Here is a 20,043-nt window from a genome sequence, read left to right as displayed (position 1 = left end):
GTGTAAAATAAAAGAGAATTTACAAAGTTTTAAAGACTTTGTAATCGATTCTCGACGTTCAGTCTGTAAGATGGAACGCGTACCACCTATTTTTGTTCAGGAGGAATGGTAGATGAGAAAAGGAAAGAAAACACTCACTTCGATGATGGCAGGTGTACTTTTGGCCTCGTCGTTCTTTACGTTCGGCTCAGCTGGTGCCGTTCAGGCTGATGAAACTCAGGACGGGGTGAAGGAACTGAAAGTTCTTCACACCAACGACATTCACGCACGGATCGATCCGCTCGGTAAAGCTTCAGCTTACATTAACGAGGAGCGCGACAATGCTGAGTACTCCATGTATCTCGATGCAGGGGACATGTTCAGCGGGAACGCCGTAGTAGACCTTCTCGAGGGTGTACCGGTAGTCGAGATTCTGAACGAAATGGAGCTCGATGCTCTTGCGATCGGAAATCATGAATTCGATTACGGACAGGAAGCTTTTGCCGCACGGGAATCAGATTCGGATTTTGACTGGCTAAGTGCCAACATGGAAGTCGTGGACACAGATATTCCTATTGAGCAGCCGGACCCTTATGAAATCTATGAAATTGACGATGTTACAGTAGGTGTTCTCAGTCTTACACAGAACCCGCCGGCAACAGCACCGGCAGGAGTAGTTGGAATTGAGTTTCATGATTATGTGGAAAGTGCCCTTGAATATGAATATGTACGGGACGAAGTGGACGTTTACATCGCCCTCACACATATCGGCTTTGGTGCCGACCAGGCACTCGCAGAAGAAGTTGAATTCTTCGATGCGATTATCGGCGGTCACTCCCATACGGTGCTTGATGAACCTGTTATGGTTAACGGGACACCGGTGGCACAGGCAGGTGCGAACAGTGAATACGTAGGAAACCTCACTTTCACTCTTGATGAAGACACACACGAAGTACTCGGTGTAGAAGGATTTCTGCAGGACACGGAAAGCCTGACAGAAACCAATGAATCCGTTCAGGCCATCATTGACCACTACAACGATGAAATGGACGAACTTCTTTCCGAAGTGATCGGTGAAACCAACACCGGACTTACTCGTGACGGCCGTTATGAAATGGACGTGGCACTAGGTAACTTCTGGACCGACTCTCTTCTTTACTACGGAGAGGGAGACATCGCCTTTACGAACAACGGTGGGATCCGTGACAGTATTGAACCCGGCGAGATTACAAAAGGGGACATCTACACGATCGAACCTTTTGCGAACGAGCTGATGATCTATGAAATGACGGGCGAAGCCCTGCACGACGTGATCGAATTTTCCTACACACGTGACGGTCGTAATCAAATCGACCTTCAGACAGCCGGACTGGAATACACAATTCATGTGGACGCTCAGGGAAATTTCCTCGAAGCTGACCTCTATTTTGACGGGGAAGAAATCGGAATGGACGACACGTACACAGTCGTTGTTCCTGATTTTATCGGAACAGGCGGAAGCGGCTATAACTTCGAAGGTGAAGTGGTTGAGCCGGCAATCGGGCAAATTACGACTGCTATGTTCAGTTTTGCTGAAACATTCGAAGAAAACAACGAAGCGATTGACTATGAAACTACTGAAGGACGTATTTCCATCGAGCAGCAGGAGATGGATCGCGAAGTATCCCGTATTGCAGGGGAAAACCGTTACGAAACGTCTCTTGCCCTTGCAGACGAAATTGAAGACGGCACACTTGATCATGTGATTCTTGCTTCCGGAAGCGACTATCCGGATGCTCTTGCCGGCGGTGCCCTTAACCAGTCACTTAACGGGACAGTTCTTCTTGTCAACGATAATGAGAACATTATGAACGCAGCTAAGGCAAAGGCAGAAGAACTTCTGAACGATAACGGAAGCATCGTCATTCTCGGTGGAGAAGCGGCCGTTCCGGCAATCGTGGAAGAGACATTCAGTGAAACATTTGATGTTGAGCGTGTATACGGTGAAAACCGTATTGAAACCTCTGTGGCCATTGCTGATCATGTGAATCCAGATGCGACAGAAATGTTTGTTGTATCCGGCTTTGATTTTGCAGATGCCATGTCAATTGTTCCTTACGCAGCGGAAAACGAAATTCCTGTTCTAATCAACTGGGATGATGAAGGTCTGAGCGATGCACTCAGAGTGTATGCCCACGAACAGGGAATTCAGTCAGCAACCGTTGTAGGCGGCCCTCATGCAGTGCCAAACGGTGCGCTCAGTGAGCTTGCCAACATGGGCGTCAGTGTGAACCGTGTTCACGGGGAAAACCGTTTTGAAACGGCACTTGCTGTGAAAGCAGCCTATTACCCTGAAGCCACATCCTTTGCGCTCGCCAATGGTCAGGACTTCCCGGACGGCCTGAGTGCGAGCCGTCTTGCCTATGATCATGAGATGCCGATTCTTTTAACGAGACAGAGCCATCTGCCGGCTAATGTAGAAAGCTACATTGAAGGGAAAATGTTCGAAAACGTATTCCTTCTCGGCGGACATGCAGCTGTATCCGAAGACATTGAGGCATTTTTCCAGGCGCGTAAGCAGTAAAACATATGTATAGCATAACGATCAGAAGGCCCTCACCAGGTTCCAAGGTGAGGGCTTTTTGCTATATCCCGTAGAGATGTTTCCTAAACGGCATGTTTCAGTTCTGAGTGGTTCATGTTGGGATCAAAAGGGAGTGATTCGCGGGAAAGGATTAGTTTCTTCATTTAAATATGTTTTCTGAAGAAAAGTGAAGAGGAAGGGGCCGAGTCTCTTCATTATCAATGCGAGTTTGGGGAAGAAATGAAGAGAGAGCCACCTTAAAGAATTTACTTAAGGAGTAAGCCCCCTAATCTCACCACACACAAAAAAGCCAGCCCCTGAGGGACCGGCATTTAAACTATGAATCTATTGAAGTGTACGGTGAAAGTCTACGATACCCTGATAAATAGAATTCGCGATCTCTGACTGATAGGCATGAGTGCGAAGCAGGTTCGCTTCCGCCGGATTTGTCAGGAACCCGATTTCCACAAGTACGGCCGGCATTGTGTTCTCGCGGATTACGTGGAAATTCCCTTCTTTGGCACCGCGGTCGTTTGCCTCTGTATCATAGATCAGGCGGTCCTGAATCGCTTCTGCAAGAGCCTTGCTTTCTTCGCTAGCGTGCTGTCCCCAGTGGAAGGTTTCAATCCCATGGGCTGCTTCACTCCCGGCTGCATTCGCATGGACACTCACAAATGAATCGGCATTGGCATTTTCAGCAATTTCTACACGTCCTGCCAGACTCACAAACACATCGGTACTTCTTGTCATGACCACGTTTGCACCAGACTGAAGCAATTGATCGTAAACAAGGAGACTCACATCGAGAACAACGTTTTTCTCGGTAAGGCCGTTTGCGGATGCTCCACCGTCATGGCCCCCGTGACCTGGATCCACTACAATTGTATGGCCGGCAAGAAGGTAGTTGTCACCTGTAATATTTAAATAGAAAGCATGGGCATAGGCGTAGCCGCCATTATAAGAAATCTTAGCCCAGTCGCCGTCAAACTCGTGGATTTCAACCATGGTTCCCCTTGAAAGAGTGCCGACAACGGAACCGCCCGGTGTACTTCTGATATTCAGTCCGGATTTGGCGTTAACATAAGCATCGGTTACCGCATTTTCATCAAAATCCTGGTTCAGGTGCTGAAGGACAGTTTCGGAAATCGCGGTCGTCCCGCCGAGAACATAGGTGAGTCCGCTCTGCGAAAGAAGGAAGTTTCTCACATCCGTACGTGCCTGTTCAGGGTGGGTAAGGACGACAGGGCTTCCCAGTTGTCCGGCAAGACCGCCGGCTGCAACAGCATCAGGATAATCTTCTCCCTGGCTGCTTACAGTCGTTCCTCTTACCATAATGGATTCATCACTGGCAAAATCAAAACTCTGAATTGCCTGTATGTTTGTCTCGTAACGGTTGTCTCCTGCGATGCGGTTAGTCTCAATTCCAAGAGCGTTGAGCTCATTCTCAATCCCTTCGCTTAACACCGTTTCCCCGCCGATCATCGTGACGGTCTCAACCTCTGAAGGGAGCGTGATTGCTAATGATTCAGATCCAGTGAGGTAAATCGGCATTTCATTCACAGCGGCAATACCGGAAGCTGAAAGGGCATCGGCAATTGTCTGGCCGTTTACGAGAAGGGCATGGCTGCTGGTCGACAGGTTTGCTGCTTCGTTAATCGCTTTTGCAGTTTCATAACGATTGCTTCCTTCAACCCGTTCAACCGAGAGTCCGAGATTCTGCAGGCTCTGACTCACATTGCTGCTGATTGCGTCTGTTCCTCCGAGTATGTATGCTTTTGATGCATTCAGACGGTTCAGTTCGTCCGTCAGGTCAGCATGTAAACTGTTCTGGGATGTAAGTAAAATAGGCGCATTCATTTTGCCGGCAAGACTTGCACTGGCAAGGGCGTCTGCAGGGTGATCGGACCGTGCGATAATAACGGTATTATCACCATTAGACAGGCCATTCGGCCAGCCTTTCTGAGATATTTGAATTGCTGTCCCGATTCGGTTGTCGCCTGAAATCCGATCGAACTCGAGATCAGCAGCGTCTGCTGGTTCGGTGTAGAGAGTGAATGAAAAGAGTAGCGTAACGGTGAAGACTAGAAAAGCTTTAATGTTCGTATGAACCTTCATATTTTCCCTCCTTTATTTTTTCCTAAACCACATTATATCGTAAAATTCTACATAATTTGATAATGTTACAGATGTTTCAAAGATCGATGCAAACGTCACGTATCTTATATAGTAAAAAAAGCACGTTCTTGAAAAAGAACTTCGTTCCTTCTAAAGAACTGAGCGGAGCAATCCCAGTAACGGTGGGATTTTATGGCCTTTTATCCATCACATGCCGGTAGATGCAGTTTGTGTCGATTCATGAAAAATATTGAAACAGTGTGAGTTTTCGCTTATCCTTTTACAGAGAGTCTTGCATTCTGCCTACATAATAAATGTCGAAATCGTATTGATTATTTTCATAGACTACATACAACACCTGAAAGGATTACGGCTCTAAAAGTAAGAATATTCAAAAAGGAGATGGGGAAAATTAAAAAGATATTGGCACTTGCGGCAGCGTCAGTTACCGCATTTTTTGTACTTTCATCGACTTCCGTCCAGGCAGATGAAGATGTTGAACGGATTTATGGAGAAAACCGGTATGAAACTGCAGTGAAAATTTCAAAAGCCGGCTGGGAAGGAGGCAGTGATGTTGTTTTTATCGCTCGTGGAAACGATTTTCCCGATGCGCTCTCCGGAACGCCGCTTGCCCACAAGTATAATGCTCCGATTCTTCTATCCAGAACCGCAGGATTATCTGGTGAAACCCTTAATGAAATTGAACGGCTTCAGGCCGGGCAAGCTGTTATACTCGGAGGCGAAAACGCCGTATCTCCCGACGTGGAGGAAACCCTTCTGGCTCTTGGTCTGACAGTGGACCGGATCGGCGGAGAAAACCGCTACGAAACGTCGGTGCTGATTGCGAATGAGCTTTCCCAGGCCGATGATGCCTTTGTAGCGAGCGGGCGTAATTATCCGGACGCCCTTGCGGCAGCTCCGGTGGCGGCCAATCACGGTGTGCCGATTTTATTGACCAGTGAGAACTACCTGCCCGACGTAACAGAAACGTTTATCGAGGAGCGGGGATTCGTTCAGACAACAGTCATTGGCGGATCTGCTGTGATTGACGAAGAGGTCGAAGCACAGCTTCCGTCACCGGTAAGGATCAGCGGTGAAAACAGATATGAGACTGCAGCTGCAATCGCCGAACAGCTTGCCGTACCTGGTAACCATGCGTACATTGCCACTGGTACGGATTTCGCTGACGCCCTGACCGGCTCAGTTTTGGCGGCAAAAAATGAAACGGTCATGCTGCTCACGTCCTCAGACCGCGCCCGTGAATCGGTTATCAGATATGTGGTAAACAACCGAATCGATACGTCTGCCCTGCTTGGCGGCGAATCTGCCCTTTCAACTGAAGTAAAAGTGGATTTAGCAGAAGCACATGAGTACGTGCATCCTCTCGATGTCCTGATTGCTGATGCAGAGGACGGCACACTGCTTGAGAAAACCGATGCTTATGAAGCGCCGTTTGCTCAGAATAACTACCACGGGGATGTGGACGCCGAAGAGCCCTTCACTTTTCAGGAAGGACGGGAAAACGCCCGTGTTTTAATCACGGCGCCGCACACAACGAGGACAATTCGTGACGGCAATCCAAAAAGCCAGGAGTTCTATACAGGTGCCATCACACTCTCCCTTCAGGAGTATACCGGTGCCCACGTGCTTTACACGACGAAGAAAACACAGGATCCAAATCATTATGATCCTGTGCCGTTTAAAGAAGAACTTGAACGTGTAATCGATCAGTATGAAATCGATCTTGTCCTGGATATTCACGGAGCTGCTGCCTCCTGGCCGTTTGCCATGGATATCGGTACAAATGATGGGGAACTTGTGAGTGCCCATCGCCCGGCCGCTCTTATGAACGCCTACCGTGAACTTGGGATCTTCAATGTTTACGAAAACTATCATTTTAATGCCTCGGCTCCGGAACGGATTGCCAACTACAGCTTTAATCAGCTAGGCGTGGAGGCGATGCAGCTGAAGTTTAACCGCAGTCTCCGTTCCCCGGATACAAACCTTGAAGCTTATGTGAACGGCCTATACGGCATGATCAGTTATCTTGAAACAGAAGATCCGGCCTTCCCTTGGAGTCCGGCTGACGAATAAGAATGAAGCCTCGGCAATGCCATAATGCCGGGGCCTTTGTATGCCATGTTTATCGGCATCCTTCTCCTGGCGTACAATGGCGTAAATATAATAGTAAAGCTGAGCTGTTTTGGAATAAATTGCTGCTTTTCGTAAACTTAATTATGAGGCTGAAGCGATGGGTTGCTGAAAGCGTCCGCCTGCAGCGTAAAAAACAATCTTTACAAAAAGAGCGTGCAGACACCGAAGGGGGAACTGGAATTTAACGAAAGCGCAGAAGCGTTTTTGATTCTGGTTGAAAAGGTGGTCATTCCCTACAATTTGAAAAAATAAGAAAGAAAACCCGCAAATATTCCCATTTTTTGCTGAAACTCGTAGTCTGTCATTGTATAATTAGAGGCACATTGTCACAGATAGAAAAGGTAAGGGGTTTATTGAGATGAAACGTAGGGTTGTCAGTTTAATAGTATTAGTAGCCATTATCAGTGTCCTGGCAGGAAAATGGCAGTATGATAACCGCCTATCTGCCATCGCTGCAGATGCTCATGAGCGTTTGTCGGGCGGCGAAACAGAAGCTTCGGACAGCTCCGCTTCAGAGGAGAATCAGGAAACCGGCGATGAAGATACAGCCGGTCAAGATGGACAGAATGAGGCAGAAGAGGAAACAGCATATGACCTTACTGAATTGGCTGATGTTCCGGAAAGTGTTCCTTCCCTGTTTGAATCACAGGTCGCTGAGGCAATTGAGGAAGAAAGGCCGGTCAGCATTCTGGCGTTCGGCTCAAGAGCTTTGTCGGACTACGATGAAACAGGGGTTACTCCCTGGCCGGAACTGCTTCAGGACGGGCTCGCTGACCATTACGGTGAAGGTTTGTTTGAAGTGAGTGTCCATTCACACGGTAACATGTCCAGTTCCCAGGTTGCTGCGGAAGGATTGCACGAAGAAGCTGCTGCTTCAGGAGCAGATATCTTTCTGATTGAACCGTTTATCTGGAACGACAACGGAGACTGGTTCATTGAAGATACGATTTATAATCTCGAGCGGATGCTCGATGCTGTAATCGGAGAGAATCCCGAAGCTGTGATCGCGCTCATGCCGTCGCAGCCCCGCGGTATGTATCAGGCACCGAATTATATTGCCAATCAGATTGTCCCATTTGGTGACTACGCAGATGAAAGCAGTCATGTATATCTGAATCACTGGGAAAACTGGCCGTCAGTTGAAAGCGAAGAACTTCAGGACTACCTTGAAGGGGTACTTCCATCCCAGGCAGGTCATGATGCCTGGAGTGAGTACGTTCTAGCCTGGCTGACTGGGGAAAATGAATAGGGCCGGATGACAAAAAGGCAGATTTCCGTTATTCTAAGTGAATTGCGGAGATCTGTTTTGTTTTGACAGTATTATCATGTTTAAGTTGTGAGTGATAAAGGAATACACCCGAATTGAAGCCAAAGCTTTCTATTAAATTAGCATTCTTAAAATTAATTAACGCAAAAAACGAACCAGTATAAAAATATACAGAACCCGAAGGAGAGGATTATTATGAGTCTAGCATCGAGAAGAGTGATCATCAGAATTCCCCTGAATGCCTGGGCTTTCGGCGGAGACGAGCGGCTGTCCAGAGAATGGATTGCCAACCGGCTTTCCATCTTTAACAGATTTACACTCAGAAGCCTGAAAAACCAGACGAACCAGAACTTCACTGCTCTGGTGGCGTATGATAAACGTTCTGAAGCCATTATAAACGATGAACTCGAGAAATATGATATCCCCGATAATGTTGTTTTTGTAAGCGGAAAGGAAATCGATCCGCTGATGGACCGTATGGTGGCGGAGTGTGAATACGTGCTGTTTGCCCGGATTGATTCGGATGACATGTATCATGCTGATGTCGTTGATGAACTTCATAAAAAGGACATTCGCGAAGACACGGAAATGATTCTCAATCAGGACGGATATCTTTATGATGAAGGGAACAATCAGCTTGCCTATGTTCACTTTCCATCACCACCGTTTTACACCCAGGTGTACAAAAGCAGCGATTTTCTTGCAGGTAAAAGATTCGAAACGAAATCTCACAGGGACATTTCCAGTTTTAACTGGGAGCTTTTAAACAGCAACCGGAACTATATTGTGATTATACATGGCCAGAATACCTCTACAAGATTCAAGCCGAAAAGCGAAGACGATGTTATAACCGACCCTGTCAAAAAGCAGGAGATTCTCCGCTCCTTTTTCGGTCCGGAGACAGCGGCGGAACGGGATCGACATATTATGGAACTCGTCGATTCAGCCGTAAGCAGGAAATTTAGTGTATTGGCGGAAGATGGCGGGGATGAAATTGACGGAATTCACAAATTGAATCAGGAAGTGAGCGCGCTGAAAGAAGAAAATGAGCGTTTGCGAACAGCACTTGCTGAATTTCGGCAAAACGAGGAAGAGCAGAAAACTGCCGCCGTGCAGCTGCGCACAGAATTGAATGCATTAAAAAAGCAGCAGGATCGTGCGAAAAAAGATACAGACCGCAGAGTCACCAAGCTTCAGGAGCAGCTTTCCCCGGTGGTGTATCAGCAGAAAAAACTCCACAGGATCTCGAACAAGCCTCCACTCAAATGGTTTAAAGGCCTGCTGAAAGGATAAAATCTGATCCTTCTCTATAAAAAACAGGTGCTGCGGCTGCGGCACCTGTTTTTGTTGACTCTTTTATCTCTTCCAGATTAATTCCCCACGCTCCATAACGTCTTCCCAGGTATCTTTGCCGGCAGTGATATCTTCAGTGTTGAATTCGGCATAATACACGGCTTCGACTATACCGCTATCAGCAAAAGGAAAAATGTATTCCTCACCAATGAGCCGATTTTCGCTGTTTAGCAGATTTCTTGAAGGTGAATCGGCTGCCGTCTTTGTGTAATAAATAAAACTCACATTCTTTTGTTCCCCGTCAACTTCAAGCGACATAGGGTGAGTCTCGTGAACACTGGCGTAGCTTTCGCCTGAATACCGGGAAACGAGCTCATTATTCTCCCATTCCACCGTCATTAACTCATCAGAATAAGGAATACCGGTTTCGTAGTAAAAGACAAACCAGAATGCTGCTGTGAGGATAATGACGGTCAAAAAAGCTGAGGTGATCGACAGCATCCATTTTTTTCTCCGCCACTTTCTGCTGATTTACATAAAAAGGGAGTCTTTATTTTCCAGTGGCAGCCGAAGCTCCTGTTTCATAGACTCATATTCCCTCTGGCATGCCTGGCAATTCTCCAGATGCTCCTCTACCATTTCCTTTGTATCCCGGCTGATTACGTTGTCATTATAGAGAGGCAGTACATCCCGAATGATGGTGCATTTAATCTTTTTCATTGTCGATCTCCTCCATATATTCGATAATCTGTTTTCTTGCCCTGTAGAAGGTTACCCTGGCCCACCCGCTGCTTTTTCCAAATAGTTTTCCTATCTTTTCAAAAGGCAGTTCACCAAAGGTGCGGAGTGAAAAAACCTCTTTATAGGGTTCTTTCATCACATGAAGAAACTGATGTACAGTAAAGGCATCCTCTTCATTCATCAGGTGGTTCACCAATTGAACACCAATACTCTGTTCATCACCGGCAGCTGAATCGATTTGCCTTTTCTTTTTTTTGTAATGGGAGAAGTATGTATTCCGGGCAATCGCAAAGAGCCAGGCTCGGATATCCTTTGAACCATCGAATGTTTCGATGGATTCTAATGCTTTAAAAAAGCTTCCTGTGTCACTTCCTCAGCTGTACTCTCATCGTGACGCAATGATCTGATATACAAATAAACTTCCTTAAAGTATCTGCGGTAGATGTCTTCGAAGTCCAACGCTTATCCCCCTTTCACCTTTATAACTCACTAAATGCCGTTGCGTTACAAGATCAGTAAAAAAAGTTCCGCTTTTAAGCATACAAAAAAGGCTGACCCTGGGGATCAGCCTTATGGATGATTTAATATGTTGGTGTAGACGGTGCGTAGTTAAGCGATATGTTAAGGTTGGCGTTACGTTCGCGGATCGCGTCGATCAGTTCCTTGTCACTGATCCCTTCTTTTGTGACCACATCGTATTCCAGCTGAATCATCGTACCGAGGTTGGTGGTCTGCACCCGTTTCAGCTGATGCTCAAGAATGTAGTCTTCAAAAATGTCATCAAACAGTCCCTCATACTGAATGTTTTCGGGAACCGTAATTTTAAGCGTCCGGGGCTTGCCTTCCTGCTTACCGTAATCCATGATGTACAGCAGATAAATAAGGACAGATAATGTCAGGGTAAAGGTAACGGCGAGAATATAAAACCCGAGGCCGCAGGCAATACCGGCTGCCATTCCGAAAAAGATAAAGGCGATGTCTTTCGGATCGCTCATGGCACTCCGGAAGCGGATAATGGAGAATGCTCCCACAAGACCGAAGGCGACAGCAATGTTGTTACCGATGACGATCATAATGATGGAAACAACGACACCCATAATAATGACAGTATGAACAAATGACTGGGAATAGTTTTTCCCTTTATAGGTCATTTTGTACACCTGGGTAATAATCAGAACAAGAATAAAGCTTAAAAAGATTGCGAGAAAGCCGTCTATGATCGAGACTCTCGTTGTAAGGTCATAGCCTCTGATGGCGTCTAAAAACTGGTTCATTGTGCATCTCCCTATACTGTTAAAGACTTATGTTTAGACGATGATCGACTGTTTGCCGTCGTCTTTGCCGATGTCGTCCTCTTCACTCAGAACATCGGCGCTGGTGCAGAATTTTGATACGCTTTTCTTTTCACATCCAAGCTCGCTCAGCACTCTTGAAAGCCAGAGCGGCACACTGTGGTTGACTTTGACTTCAAGGATAACGAGGTTCGGATCTGTAAAGAAAGTGCCGTAAGCCCCGTTTTCGATCCGTAGATCGTCCCCGCGGCATTTCAGGTTAAAGTCGAAAGTCACCCGCAGATCCGGATCATCGATCCCTACAAATGCCTGTCGTTCATAGCTGACGACGTTTTCCGGATGAAGGTTGTACTGATTTTTAAAGAACTCAATTTCCTTAAAAATCTGGCTGTTGGATATATCCAGTTTGTTCATATCTGTTTCCTGACCGGAAAGGTACCGGTAGGCATCCCGGAGTCTGATATTTGTCCGGCGCTTGAACGTGCGCTTTTTATATTTTTTCTTTACCTCAAAAAAAGCGTAGTCATCCAGGCTGGCAGTATCGTATATCCGAAGGCGGAGCTTCTGGCGGAAACGGGCTTTGTTGCGGGTTTCGTAGTAGATCTTTTTGTCAGGGGAATCAAAATACAGACTGATAATGGAATACCGGCCGTCTTCATTGGCATAGGAGTCCAGTTTCATTTTTTTATGAAGTTCCTTTTCGAGCTTTTCATACAGCTCGTAAGGAAGCAGGTATTTTACTTCGTACCGGCTGAAGATCTCTTTGACCATTTCGGCACCTCCTGTTCTGACAGATAAACACGTAAAAACAAGCACCAGCAGGGCCTGTCCGGTATTACAATTGCGCTTTGGGACGGGCAGCCCGGAATGCTTGCATAATCGATTTAAAATATTTAGTTTTCTTTACCCTTTGGTAAAGATATTGTAAACAATTATATTGTATTTTATAATAGTTTCATTGTTTATGCAATCCGGGTATATTCATCCTGACTAAACATGCGGGAGGTAACATGAAAAGGAATAAATGGCTGCTTTTTTTACTGATTATGGTGCCGGCACTCTTTGTCACTTGGAGTCTGGCTTTTGTTTTGTCCGCAGGAAACATCTTTAACGATGACCGTCTTGAACAGGCGGTAAGGGACTATCTTGATCAGCCTCATGGTGAAATAACGGCTGATCAGCTGCACGGTATTGAGGAAATCAGTCTCAGGGGATACGGAATTGAAGATCTGAGTGGAATGGACCGATTTACGAATCTGCGGGAACTGGACCTCAGGGATAACGATATTGAGGATATCAGTGAACTGTTCCGGCTTCATGGTCTGGAAGTTCTCGATCTCAGGGACAACCGTATTACTGACTTGGGACCGATTCGCAACGCCGAATACTTAATTGACTTGAACGTCAGGGGAAATGAGATTGAAGACATGACTCCAATTCAGAACCTGACAACCATCCAGCACCTGAACATCAGAGAAAACCGGATTGGTGATTTGTCTCCTCTTGAGAATTTTTCGGAGCTTAGGGATCTGAACGCCCGTTTTAACCGGATTCAGTCAATTGAACCGCTCCGTCATCTGAATGCGCTTCGTGAGCGCCTCTATCTTGACGGAAATCCGATTGATGATTATTCCCCGATCGCATTTTATTTTGAACAGATTGAGGAAACGGATCTGGACAGACTGCCTCCAATATTATCTCATACCGGCGGGTTCCATAACGAGCCTTTTGAGCTCTCCATTGCCTCCCCATCAGGAGATGGTGAGTATTACTATACTCTTGATGGCTCGGACCCGGATCCTTACGAAAACAGTGAAAACACGTTTAAGTATGAGGAACCGATTGCAATTGAAGACCGCTCTGATGAGCCAAATGTCCTTTCCGAGATTGTGACAAACCCATCGGATGCCAGAAACCCATGGCGTGCGCCGCAGGGAAATGTGTTTAAAGGCACGAATGTCAGAGTGGCGGAAATGGTGAACGGTGAAATGCAGGATACGATTTCGAATACGTACTTCGTAGGCGAAAATGCTGCAGAGCGCTATGATCTGCCTGTTGTGTCTCTTTCCTTCGAAAGTGACCAGGTTTTCGGGGATGAAAAAGGGATCTACCGGTTTCCCCTTTACGAAAACAGCGGTCGTCTCTGGGAGCGTCCCGAACCGGCGAATGTTATCCGGACAGGCTGGAATCACCAGGCTGCCTGGCATGCGGCCGTAAAAAAGAGCGGCATTGTCTATGAAGAGGAGAGCTCGGATATCGGCGATGATGCTTTTACGGAAGCTTCGTTTACTACAGAAGGCGGCAGGGAAGTGGAAATCCGCTCAACTGGCAGAAGTACGATCCATGACGGTGAAGACCGTTATATTCGTGTGGACGGGGAGACATTGCTTGAACCGACCCGGGGAATCGGGCTTGTAAGACTTGATGAAAATGAAGAATTTGTAGATGCAGACACATTTGATACGCACGATGTAGTAGAGGAAAGCGACCGGCTTGCACAGGCGATTCAGGAAACACCGGAAGGCTACACGCTTCTTTTTGCCACTTATAATGAAATTACAAGACGTGTGACGATCCCGCTTGAGGAAACGCTTGCTGAACTGGGTCTCCAGGAAATGGAGGAAGAAGTCGAAGGCGTGAATGGAAGCGTCTCGATGGAGTATTTCACACCTGAAGGGGAGCTCGGGTTTAAACAGAATGTAGGCATTCGTATTCACGGCAACGCCTCCCGGTCGGAGCCTCAGAAAACACTGCGTCTTTACTCGAGAGGCGAATACGGGGAGAGCAACTTTGTCTATCCATTTTTTGATGGGTACGATCAGACCGTGTTTAACCGCCTGCTCCTCAGAAACTCCGGTAACGAGTGGGGCAAAACGATGCTTCTTGACGGATTTGCCCAGGGTCTGATCAGTCATTCCGATCTGGATACTCAGGCCTATCAGCCGACGGTTGTTTTCCTGAACGGCGAATACTGGGGGATTCAGAATCTCCGGGAGCGACTGGATCATCACTATCTTGAAACGGTTTACGACCTGGACCGTGAGGATTCTGTAATCCTTGAAAACAACTCTGATATTTACCACGGCCATAAAGATGACAGTGAACACTTTGACAACATGATGGCTTTTGTGGAAGAAAACGATATGAATGATCCGGAGATGTACGAGCAGGTTCATACGATGATGGACGTGGAAAACTTTATTGAATACAACGTTGCACAGATTTACTACGCCAACGTCGACTGGCCTCATAACAATCTGAGGATGTGGCGTAAAAACACGGAAGAATACGAACCGGATGCCCCTTACGGTCATGACGGACGCTGGCGCTGGCTTGTTTTTGATCTGGATGCCTTCGGTGGCACCGGAGCAGCGCTGGCAGAGGATACAGGTGAACGGAACCCGGCTCACAACACGCTTAACCGGGCAACCCATCCGGACCTTTGGGAAGGGGAACGTGCCTGGGCGACTCTGCTGTTCCGCTCACTCCTGGAAAGCGATGAGTTCAGAAACGACTTTATTAACAGAATGGCCGATGAACTGAATTCCTCCTTTGAAGAAGAACGTGCACAGGAGCACCTTGCCTCCACAGCTACAGCGATCGAGCCGGAGATTGAAGAGCATCTTCACCGCTGGAGCTATCCTGATTCCAAGGAAGCGTGGGAGGAAATGGTCGGTTACATTGAAGACTATGTCCTGGCACGTCCTGAATACCAGCGTGAACACGTGACGGAGCATTTTGACCTTAGCGGCACGTCGGATATTAGCGTGAACTATGAAAGTGATAAAGGAACCGTGCATATAAACACGCTTGCCATCGATGAAAGTGTTCCGGGGATCGGTGATCCGGATGACTGGACGGGAACCTATTTTAACGATGTTCCACTTACAGTCAGGGCAGAACCGGCAGAAGGCTACAGGTTCACCGGCTGGGGTGAAGCGGTGGATTCGGACAGAGACACAGTGGAAATTGTCCTGGATGGAGATTTGACGTTAACTCCTCAATTTGAGAAGGAGCGTTTTTCCAGTTTGAATTAAGTGGAGTACAGGGATTTGATGGAAGTGCTTCGTGATTCAAAACTGCAGAAAAAATAATACTGAAGCCGGACGGGACAAAGGCTGCCCGTCCGGCTTTCATTAGGCAGACCGCAGTGGGTGGGGGGCCGGAGGGCTTTAGGCCGGATTTTAAGAGAAGGTATGTTAGCCTTTCCGCTGCCTCACTGGAACAATCGCCCTTAAATCCTATGAAACCTTTTCCTGCGGCTGCCGACAGTGTAGGGAGACAGTTGTAACCGCTCCGTTATATATTCAGAGATTTTCCCATAACATTCCGTGAAAGGTGTCTCTGTTTATTCGTCATAAAATGCTATAATGTACAAGGGCAATAGACGAACATTGTCTGATTTAGTAAAATGAAGTGTCGGTATTTTATTTGTACAGGAGTCAGTCAACATGCAGACATATGTAAGTTTTTTTAAGGAATTACGAACGTTCAAAGATCTCATCTACTATCTCATCATCAGCGATTTCAAGTCCCAGAGTTCCCGGACCTATCTCGGGATACTATGGTGGCTGCTTGATCCGATACTTTATATGGCCATTTTCTACCTTCTCGTGCATATCATTCTCGAGCGCGGAGGACCGGACTACGCGCCGTTTCTGTTTGTCGGACTGATCCCGCTGAAGTGGACGATGACCTGTTTTGTGGATGCGACAACAGCGATAACAGGTAAAGCGAAGATTCTTCAGCAGATCTACGTGCCAAAGACCATATTTGTGTTTGTGAGGTTTATCGCAAACACGATCAAGTTTCTGATCAGTACGGCACTGATGGTTCTGTTTCTTATTTTCTATGGCATCGATTTTACGCCGTACGCAGGCCTGTTTTTCGTGATTGTACTCATTCAGGGAATTATGCTTTTGAGCGCTATGTTCATCCTTGCGCACCTCGGTGTGTTCTTTAAGGATATTAAAAACATGATGCAGTACGTGGCCCGGATGCTGCTTTATCTGTCACCGGTGCTTTACTCGCTCGACCGGATTCCGGAAGCACTTGTCACGTATTTTTACTTCAATCCGCTCGTCTCGATTATCGTGTCGTACCGGAATGTACTGATGTACGGTGAACCGCCGATGTGGGGAATTCTGCTGATTATACTCGCCATATCATTGCTGGTGAACCTTGTTTCCCTGTCCGTGATTCGAAAAAATGAGAAACATTATGCCAAGGTGATTTAATATGAGCATTGAAAAAGTTATTGAAATTGATCATATATCCGTTTCCTATCCGGAAAAGAAAACGACCTTTATGAACCTGCGAAAGGACAAGGGTGGAGACTACCAGGCGCTTAGGGATATCAGCTTTGATGTCCACAAAGGAGAAGTGCTTGGGATTATCGGCCGGAACGGATCAGGAAAATCGACACTCCTGAAAATTCTGAGCGGACTGATAGAACCGGATGAAGGCTCCGTCAGACTCCACCAGCAGACCCCTGTCCTTTTGTCTCTCGGCGCCGGGTTTGACCCTGAACTGTCGGGAATCGACAACATTTACCTAAATGGTCTGTTTCTCGGCCAGTCAAAGAAAAAAATTGACGAGAAACTCGAGGAGATTCTTGATTATGCGGATATCGGTAATTTCGTTTATAAGCCGGTGCGTACATACTCTTCCGGTATGAAGGCAAGACTTGCTTTTTCCACTGCTATTACGCTTGATCCCGACATCCTTCTCATCGATGAAATTCTAGGGGTCGGCGACCAGCAGTTCAAGGAAAAATCGAAGGAAACGATTCTGGAGAAAATCCGTCAGGACCGGACCGTTATTCTTGTTACCCACTCCGCAGGTCTCGTAAAAGAAATCTGCGAGCGGGTCGTCTGGATCCATAAAGGTGAACAGAAAGCAGTCGGCAGCACGAAGGATGTGCTGCCGCAATATAACGAATTTATGAAAGCTGAGAAAGCGAAGAAACAGCAGTAAATGAAAGGCAGGTGAAACGAGTGAAAGTAACAGTCATGGGACTCGGCTATATCGGGCTGCCAACCGCGATTACTTTTGCCGAATACGGCTATCAGGTTCACGGTACGGATACAAATCCGGCTGTGATTGAAGCGTTAAATCAGAAGTCAACACTCCATATTGAAGAACCCGGTCTTGAGGAGAAAGTGAAAACGGTGATTGAATCAGGAAGCTTTACTTTTTCCCGAGCTCCGGAGAAGTCGGATGCGTTTATCATCGCTGTACCGACACCGATTACAGACGATAACCGGGCAAATCTGGACTACGTGGAAAGTGCCACGGAAATGATTCTGCCATTCCTTGAAAAAGGCAACGTGGTAATTCTTGAATCAACGGTACCGCCGCTGACGATTGAGAAGGTCATGAAGCCGATTGTCGAATCGAGAGGCTTTAAGGCAGGGGAGGATATATACCTTGCCCATTCACCGGAACGGGTGATGCCTGGGAAACTGTTTCAGGAACTGATCGAAAACGACCGTATTATCGGAGGCTTCAATGACATTTCCGGCAGGAAGGCAGGAGAGCTTTACGCCTCGTTTGTAAAAGGAAACATCCATTATACAGATGCAGCCACAGCGGAAATGGTCAAGCTGATGGAAAATACGTACCGTGACGTGAATATTGCTCTGGCCAACGAACTGGCGCGGATTTCAGAGAGGATTGGGGCCGATGTCTGGGAGGCAATCCGACTGGCCAACTACCATCCCCGAGTGAATCTGCATCAGCCTGGACCGGGCGTCGGCGGTCACTGTATCGCTGTGGATCCATGGTTTCTCGTTGAAGCTGCACCGGAAGAAGCCCAGTTGATCAAAATGTCGCGCTATATTAATAACGACACGCCGTTTCAGGTAGTCAACAGGGTGAAGGAAATGATGGATGACTTCGGAGGGAAAAAACTCACGGTACTAGGACTTGCCTATAAAGGTGAAACCGGTGATGCCCGTGAAAGTCCCTCGCTGGTGATCGTCAATGAACTGATTCGCGCAGGTTATGACGTTTCCACATACGATCCTTACGTGCAGGAAGGGTATTCCCATCAGGCCGCCTCTCTTGAAGAGGCAGCAGCCGACTCGGATATGCTCGTGATCCTGACGAACCATAAGCAGTTCAGTAAAATCGATTTTTCGACAATAGGCGAGCAGATGGAACAAAAAATGATACTTGATGCGAAGAATATGTTTACAGCTAAACAGATCCGTCAGCACGGATTTCACTACTATCAGATCGGCGTAAAGCAGAGCCGTTTATTGGGGGATAAAGTTAAATGATGAAAGAACAGCTAAAGCAGAAGTTTGCCAACCATGATGCAAAAGTAGCCGTAGTCGGTCTTGGCTATGTCGGTCTTCCACTTGCAGTGGAGATCGCCGAACAGGGTCACATCGTTCACGGTGTGGACGTGTCTACCGAAAAAGTGGATTCTCTTAACAACAAAGAGTCCTACGTTCTTGACGTGAAAAGCGAAAAGCTTTCCGAGCTTGTCGGCCGCAACCTGCTTCCGACAACGGACTTTTCCGTCCTGGCAGATGCTGATGCGATCAGCATTTGTGTGCCGACGCCACTGAACAAAACAAAAGATCCGGACGCTTCCTACATCAACGCTGTAGTCGAGCAGATCATTAAGCATATGACATCCGGCACCCTGATCGTACTTGAGAGCACAACCTACCCCGGTACAACGGAAGAGCTGATCAAGCACGTAATCGAAGAACAGACAAGCTTCAAAGCAGGAGAAGACTTCTTCCTCTGTTTCTCCCCTGAGCGTGTAGACCCGGGTAACAAGGAATTCAACACGAAAAACACACCGAAAGTTATCGGCGGGGTAACACCTGACTGTCTTGAGCTTGGTGTGGAACTGTACGGTTCCTTCCTTGAAAACCTTGTACCGGTCAGCTCTACAAACGTGGCGGAAATGGTGAAGCTCCTTGAAAATACATTCCGAAGCGTGAACATCGGCCTTGTGAATGAACTTACCCTCATGTGTGACCGTATGGGAATCAACGTCTGGGAAGTCATCGACGCAGCAGCGACGAAGCCGTTCGGCTACATGCCGTTTTATCCGGGACCGGGAATCGGCGGTCACTGCATCCCGCTTGACCCGATGTACCTTTCCTGGAAGGCGAAAATGTTCGACTTCTACAACCGCTTTATCGAACTTGCGAGTGATGTTAACGGCAACATGCCACGCTACGTCCTTTCCCAGATCGGTGACATACTGAACGACCAGGAAAAATCGATTAAAAACGCGAACATCCTGATGCTCGGTGTAGCCTACAAGAAGGATATTGACGACCTTCGTGAATCTCCGGCACTAGAAATCTACAAGCTCCTTGAAGAAAAAGGTGCAGCCCTTTCTTTCCATGATCCGTTTGTGGAAACGTTCCGTAACGGTGACGAGGTTGTTTCCTCTGTAGAGCTTACCAAAGAAGCTCTTGAGAAGGCGGACCTTGTCGTGATCGCGACCAACCATACGCCGGTTGATTACCAGTTCGTTGTGGATAATGCTTCGGTGGTTTACGATACACGCAACGCGACAAAACATCTTGGCGAAAGCAAAAATACAATTCTTCTGGGCGGGGAACAGAATGAAAATCCTCTGGCTCACCTGAACTATTAATCCATCTTAC

The 20,043-nt window shown here is 47.1% G+C and carries 15 protein-coding genes; 9 read left to right on the top strand and 6 right to left on the bottom strand.

The window, feature by feature from the left end; genetic code table 11:
- Positions 1-112: 112 nt before the first annotated feature.
- Complete coding sequence (locus CR205_RS16075; RefSeq protein ID WP_110521165.1) at positions 113-2,542, top strand: cell wall-binding repeat-containing protein; 2,430 nt, start codon at positions 113-115, stop codon at positions 2,540-2,542.
- Positions 2,543-2,887: 345 nt separating this feature from the next.
- Here CR205_RS16075 and CR205_RS16070 read toward each other — a convergent pair whose 3' ends face one another.
- On the bottom strand, positions 2,888-4,657 hold the full coding sequence (locus CR205_RS16070; RefSeq protein WP_110521164.1) for an N-acetylmuramoyl-L-alanine amidase: 1,770 nt from the start codon (positions 4,655-4,657) through the stop codon (positions 2,888-2,890).
- A gap of 402 nt (positions 4,658-5,059) precedes the next feature.
- On the opposite strand from CR205_RS16070, the gene CR205_RS16065 reads away from it, so the two are divergent.
- From CR205_RS16065 to CR205_RS16055, 3 genes are all read left to right on the top strand, one after another.
- Positions 5,060-6,751, top strand: coding sequence for a cell wall-binding repeat-containing protein (locus tag CR205_RS16065; RefSeq protein WP_110521163.1), 1,692 nt, complete (start codon positions 5,060-5,062; stop codon positions 6,749-6,751).
- Positions 6,752-7,169: 418 nt separating this feature from the next.
- A complete protein-coding gene (locus CR205_RS16060; protein WP_110521162.1) occupies positions 7,170-8,060 on the top strand; it encodes an SGNH/GDSL hydrolase family protein in 891 nt (296 codons plus the stop codon).
- A gap of 213 nt (positions 8,061-8,273) precedes the next feature.
- Complete coding sequence (locus CR205_RS16055) at positions 8,274-9,371, top strand: glycosyltransferase (protein WP_110521161.1); 1,098 nt, start codon at positions 8,274-8,276, stop codon at positions 9,369-9,371.
- A gap of 63 nt (positions 9,372-9,434) precedes the next feature.
- On the opposite strand, the gene CR205_RS16050 is transcribed toward CR205_RS16055, so the two are convergent.
- From CR205_RS16050 to CR205_RS16035, 5 genes are all read right to left on the bottom strand, one after another.
- Positions 9,435-9,872 carry a hypothetical protein gene (locus tag CR205_RS16050; protein WP_236634868.1) on the bottom strand — a complete coding sequence of 146 codons (438 nt, stop codon included), beginning with the start codon at positions 9,870-9,872 and terminating at the stop codon, positions 9,435-9,437.
- 30 nt (positions 9,873-9,902) lie between these two features.
- Positions 9,903-10,091 (bottom strand): anti-sigma factor family protein, encoded by a 189-nt coding sequence (locus tag CR205_RS20585; RefSeq protein ID WP_236634867.1) that lies wholly within the window; start codon positions 10,089-10,091, stop codon positions 9,903-9,905.
- Complete coding sequence (locus CR205_RS16045) at positions 10,078-10,419, bottom strand: RNA polymerase sigma factor (protein ID WP_236634892.1); 342 nt, start codon at positions 10,417-10,419, stop codon at positions 10,078-10,080. The genes CR205_RS20585 and CR205_RS16045 overlap by 14 nt, the downstream gene beginning before the upstream one ends.
- A gap of 274 nt (positions 10,420-10,693) precedes the next feature.
- Positions 10,694-11,386 (bottom strand): DUF4956 domain-containing protein, encoded by a 693-nt coding sequence (locus tag CR205_RS16040; RefSeq protein WP_110521160.1) that lies wholly within the window; start codon positions 11,384-11,386, stop codon positions 10,694-10,696.
- Between the two features lie 33 nt (positions 11,387-11,419).
- The gene (locus CR205_RS16035) at positions 11,420-12,175 is read right to left on the bottom strand and encodes a polyphosphate polymerase domain-containing protein (protein WP_110521159.1); all 756 of its coding nucleotides are present in this window, start codon (positions 12,173-12,175) and stop codon (positions 11,420-11,422) included.
- Positions 12,176-12,414: 239 nt separating this feature from the next.
- Here CR205_RS16035 and CR205_RS16030 point away from each other — a divergent pair, with 239 nt between their 5' ends.
- The 5 genes from CR205_RS16030 to CR205_RS16010 all read left to right on the top strand — a co-directional run bounded on the left by CR205_RS16030 (position 12,415) and on the right by CR205_RS16010 (position 20,033).
- Positions 12,415-15,441, top strand: a complete 3,027-nt coding sequence (locus CR205_RS16030) for a CotH kinase family protein (RefSeq protein ID WP_110521158.1) — start codon at positions 12,415-12,417, stop codon at positions 15,439-15,441.
- A 414-nt stretch (positions 15,442-15,855) separates the two neighbouring features.
- Positions 15,856-16,641, top strand: coding sequence for an ABC transporter permease (locus tag CR205_RS16025; protein ID WP_110521157.1), 786 nt, complete (start codon positions 15,856-15,858; stop codon positions 16,639-16,641).
- Position 16,642: 1 nt separating this feature from the next.
- Positions 16,643-17,380: an ABC transporter ATP-binding protein gene (locus CR205_RS16020; protein ID WP_110521156.1), complete on the top strand. Its 738-nt coding sequence runs from the start codon at positions 16,643-16,645 to the stop codon at positions 17,378-17,380.
- Positions 17,381-17,415: 35 nt separating this feature from the next.
- Positions 17,416-18,687: a nucleotide sugar dehydrogenase gene (locus tag CR205_RS16015; RefSeq protein WP_110521559.1), complete on the top strand. Its 1,272-nt coding sequence runs from the start codon at positions 17,416-17,418 to the stop codon at positions 18,685-18,687.
- The gene (locus tag CR205_RS16010; RefSeq protein ID WP_201745402.1) at positions 18,684-20,033 is read left to right on the top strand and encodes a nucleotide sugar dehydrogenase; all 1,350 of its coding nucleotides are present in this window, start codon (positions 18,684-18,686) and stop codon (positions 20,031-20,033) included. Before CR205_RS16015 ends, CR205_RS16010 begins: the two co-directional genes overlap by 4 nt.
- The last annotated feature ends 10 nt before the right edge of the window (positions 20,034-20,043 follow it).

It is taken from the genome of Alteribacter lacisalsi, assembly GCF_003226345.1.
Lineage (GTDB): Bacteria > Bacillota > Bacilli > Bacillales > Salisediminibacteriaceae > Alteribacter > Alteribacter lacisalsi.
This window is presented reverse-complemented; position numbering and strand designations above follow the sequence as displayed.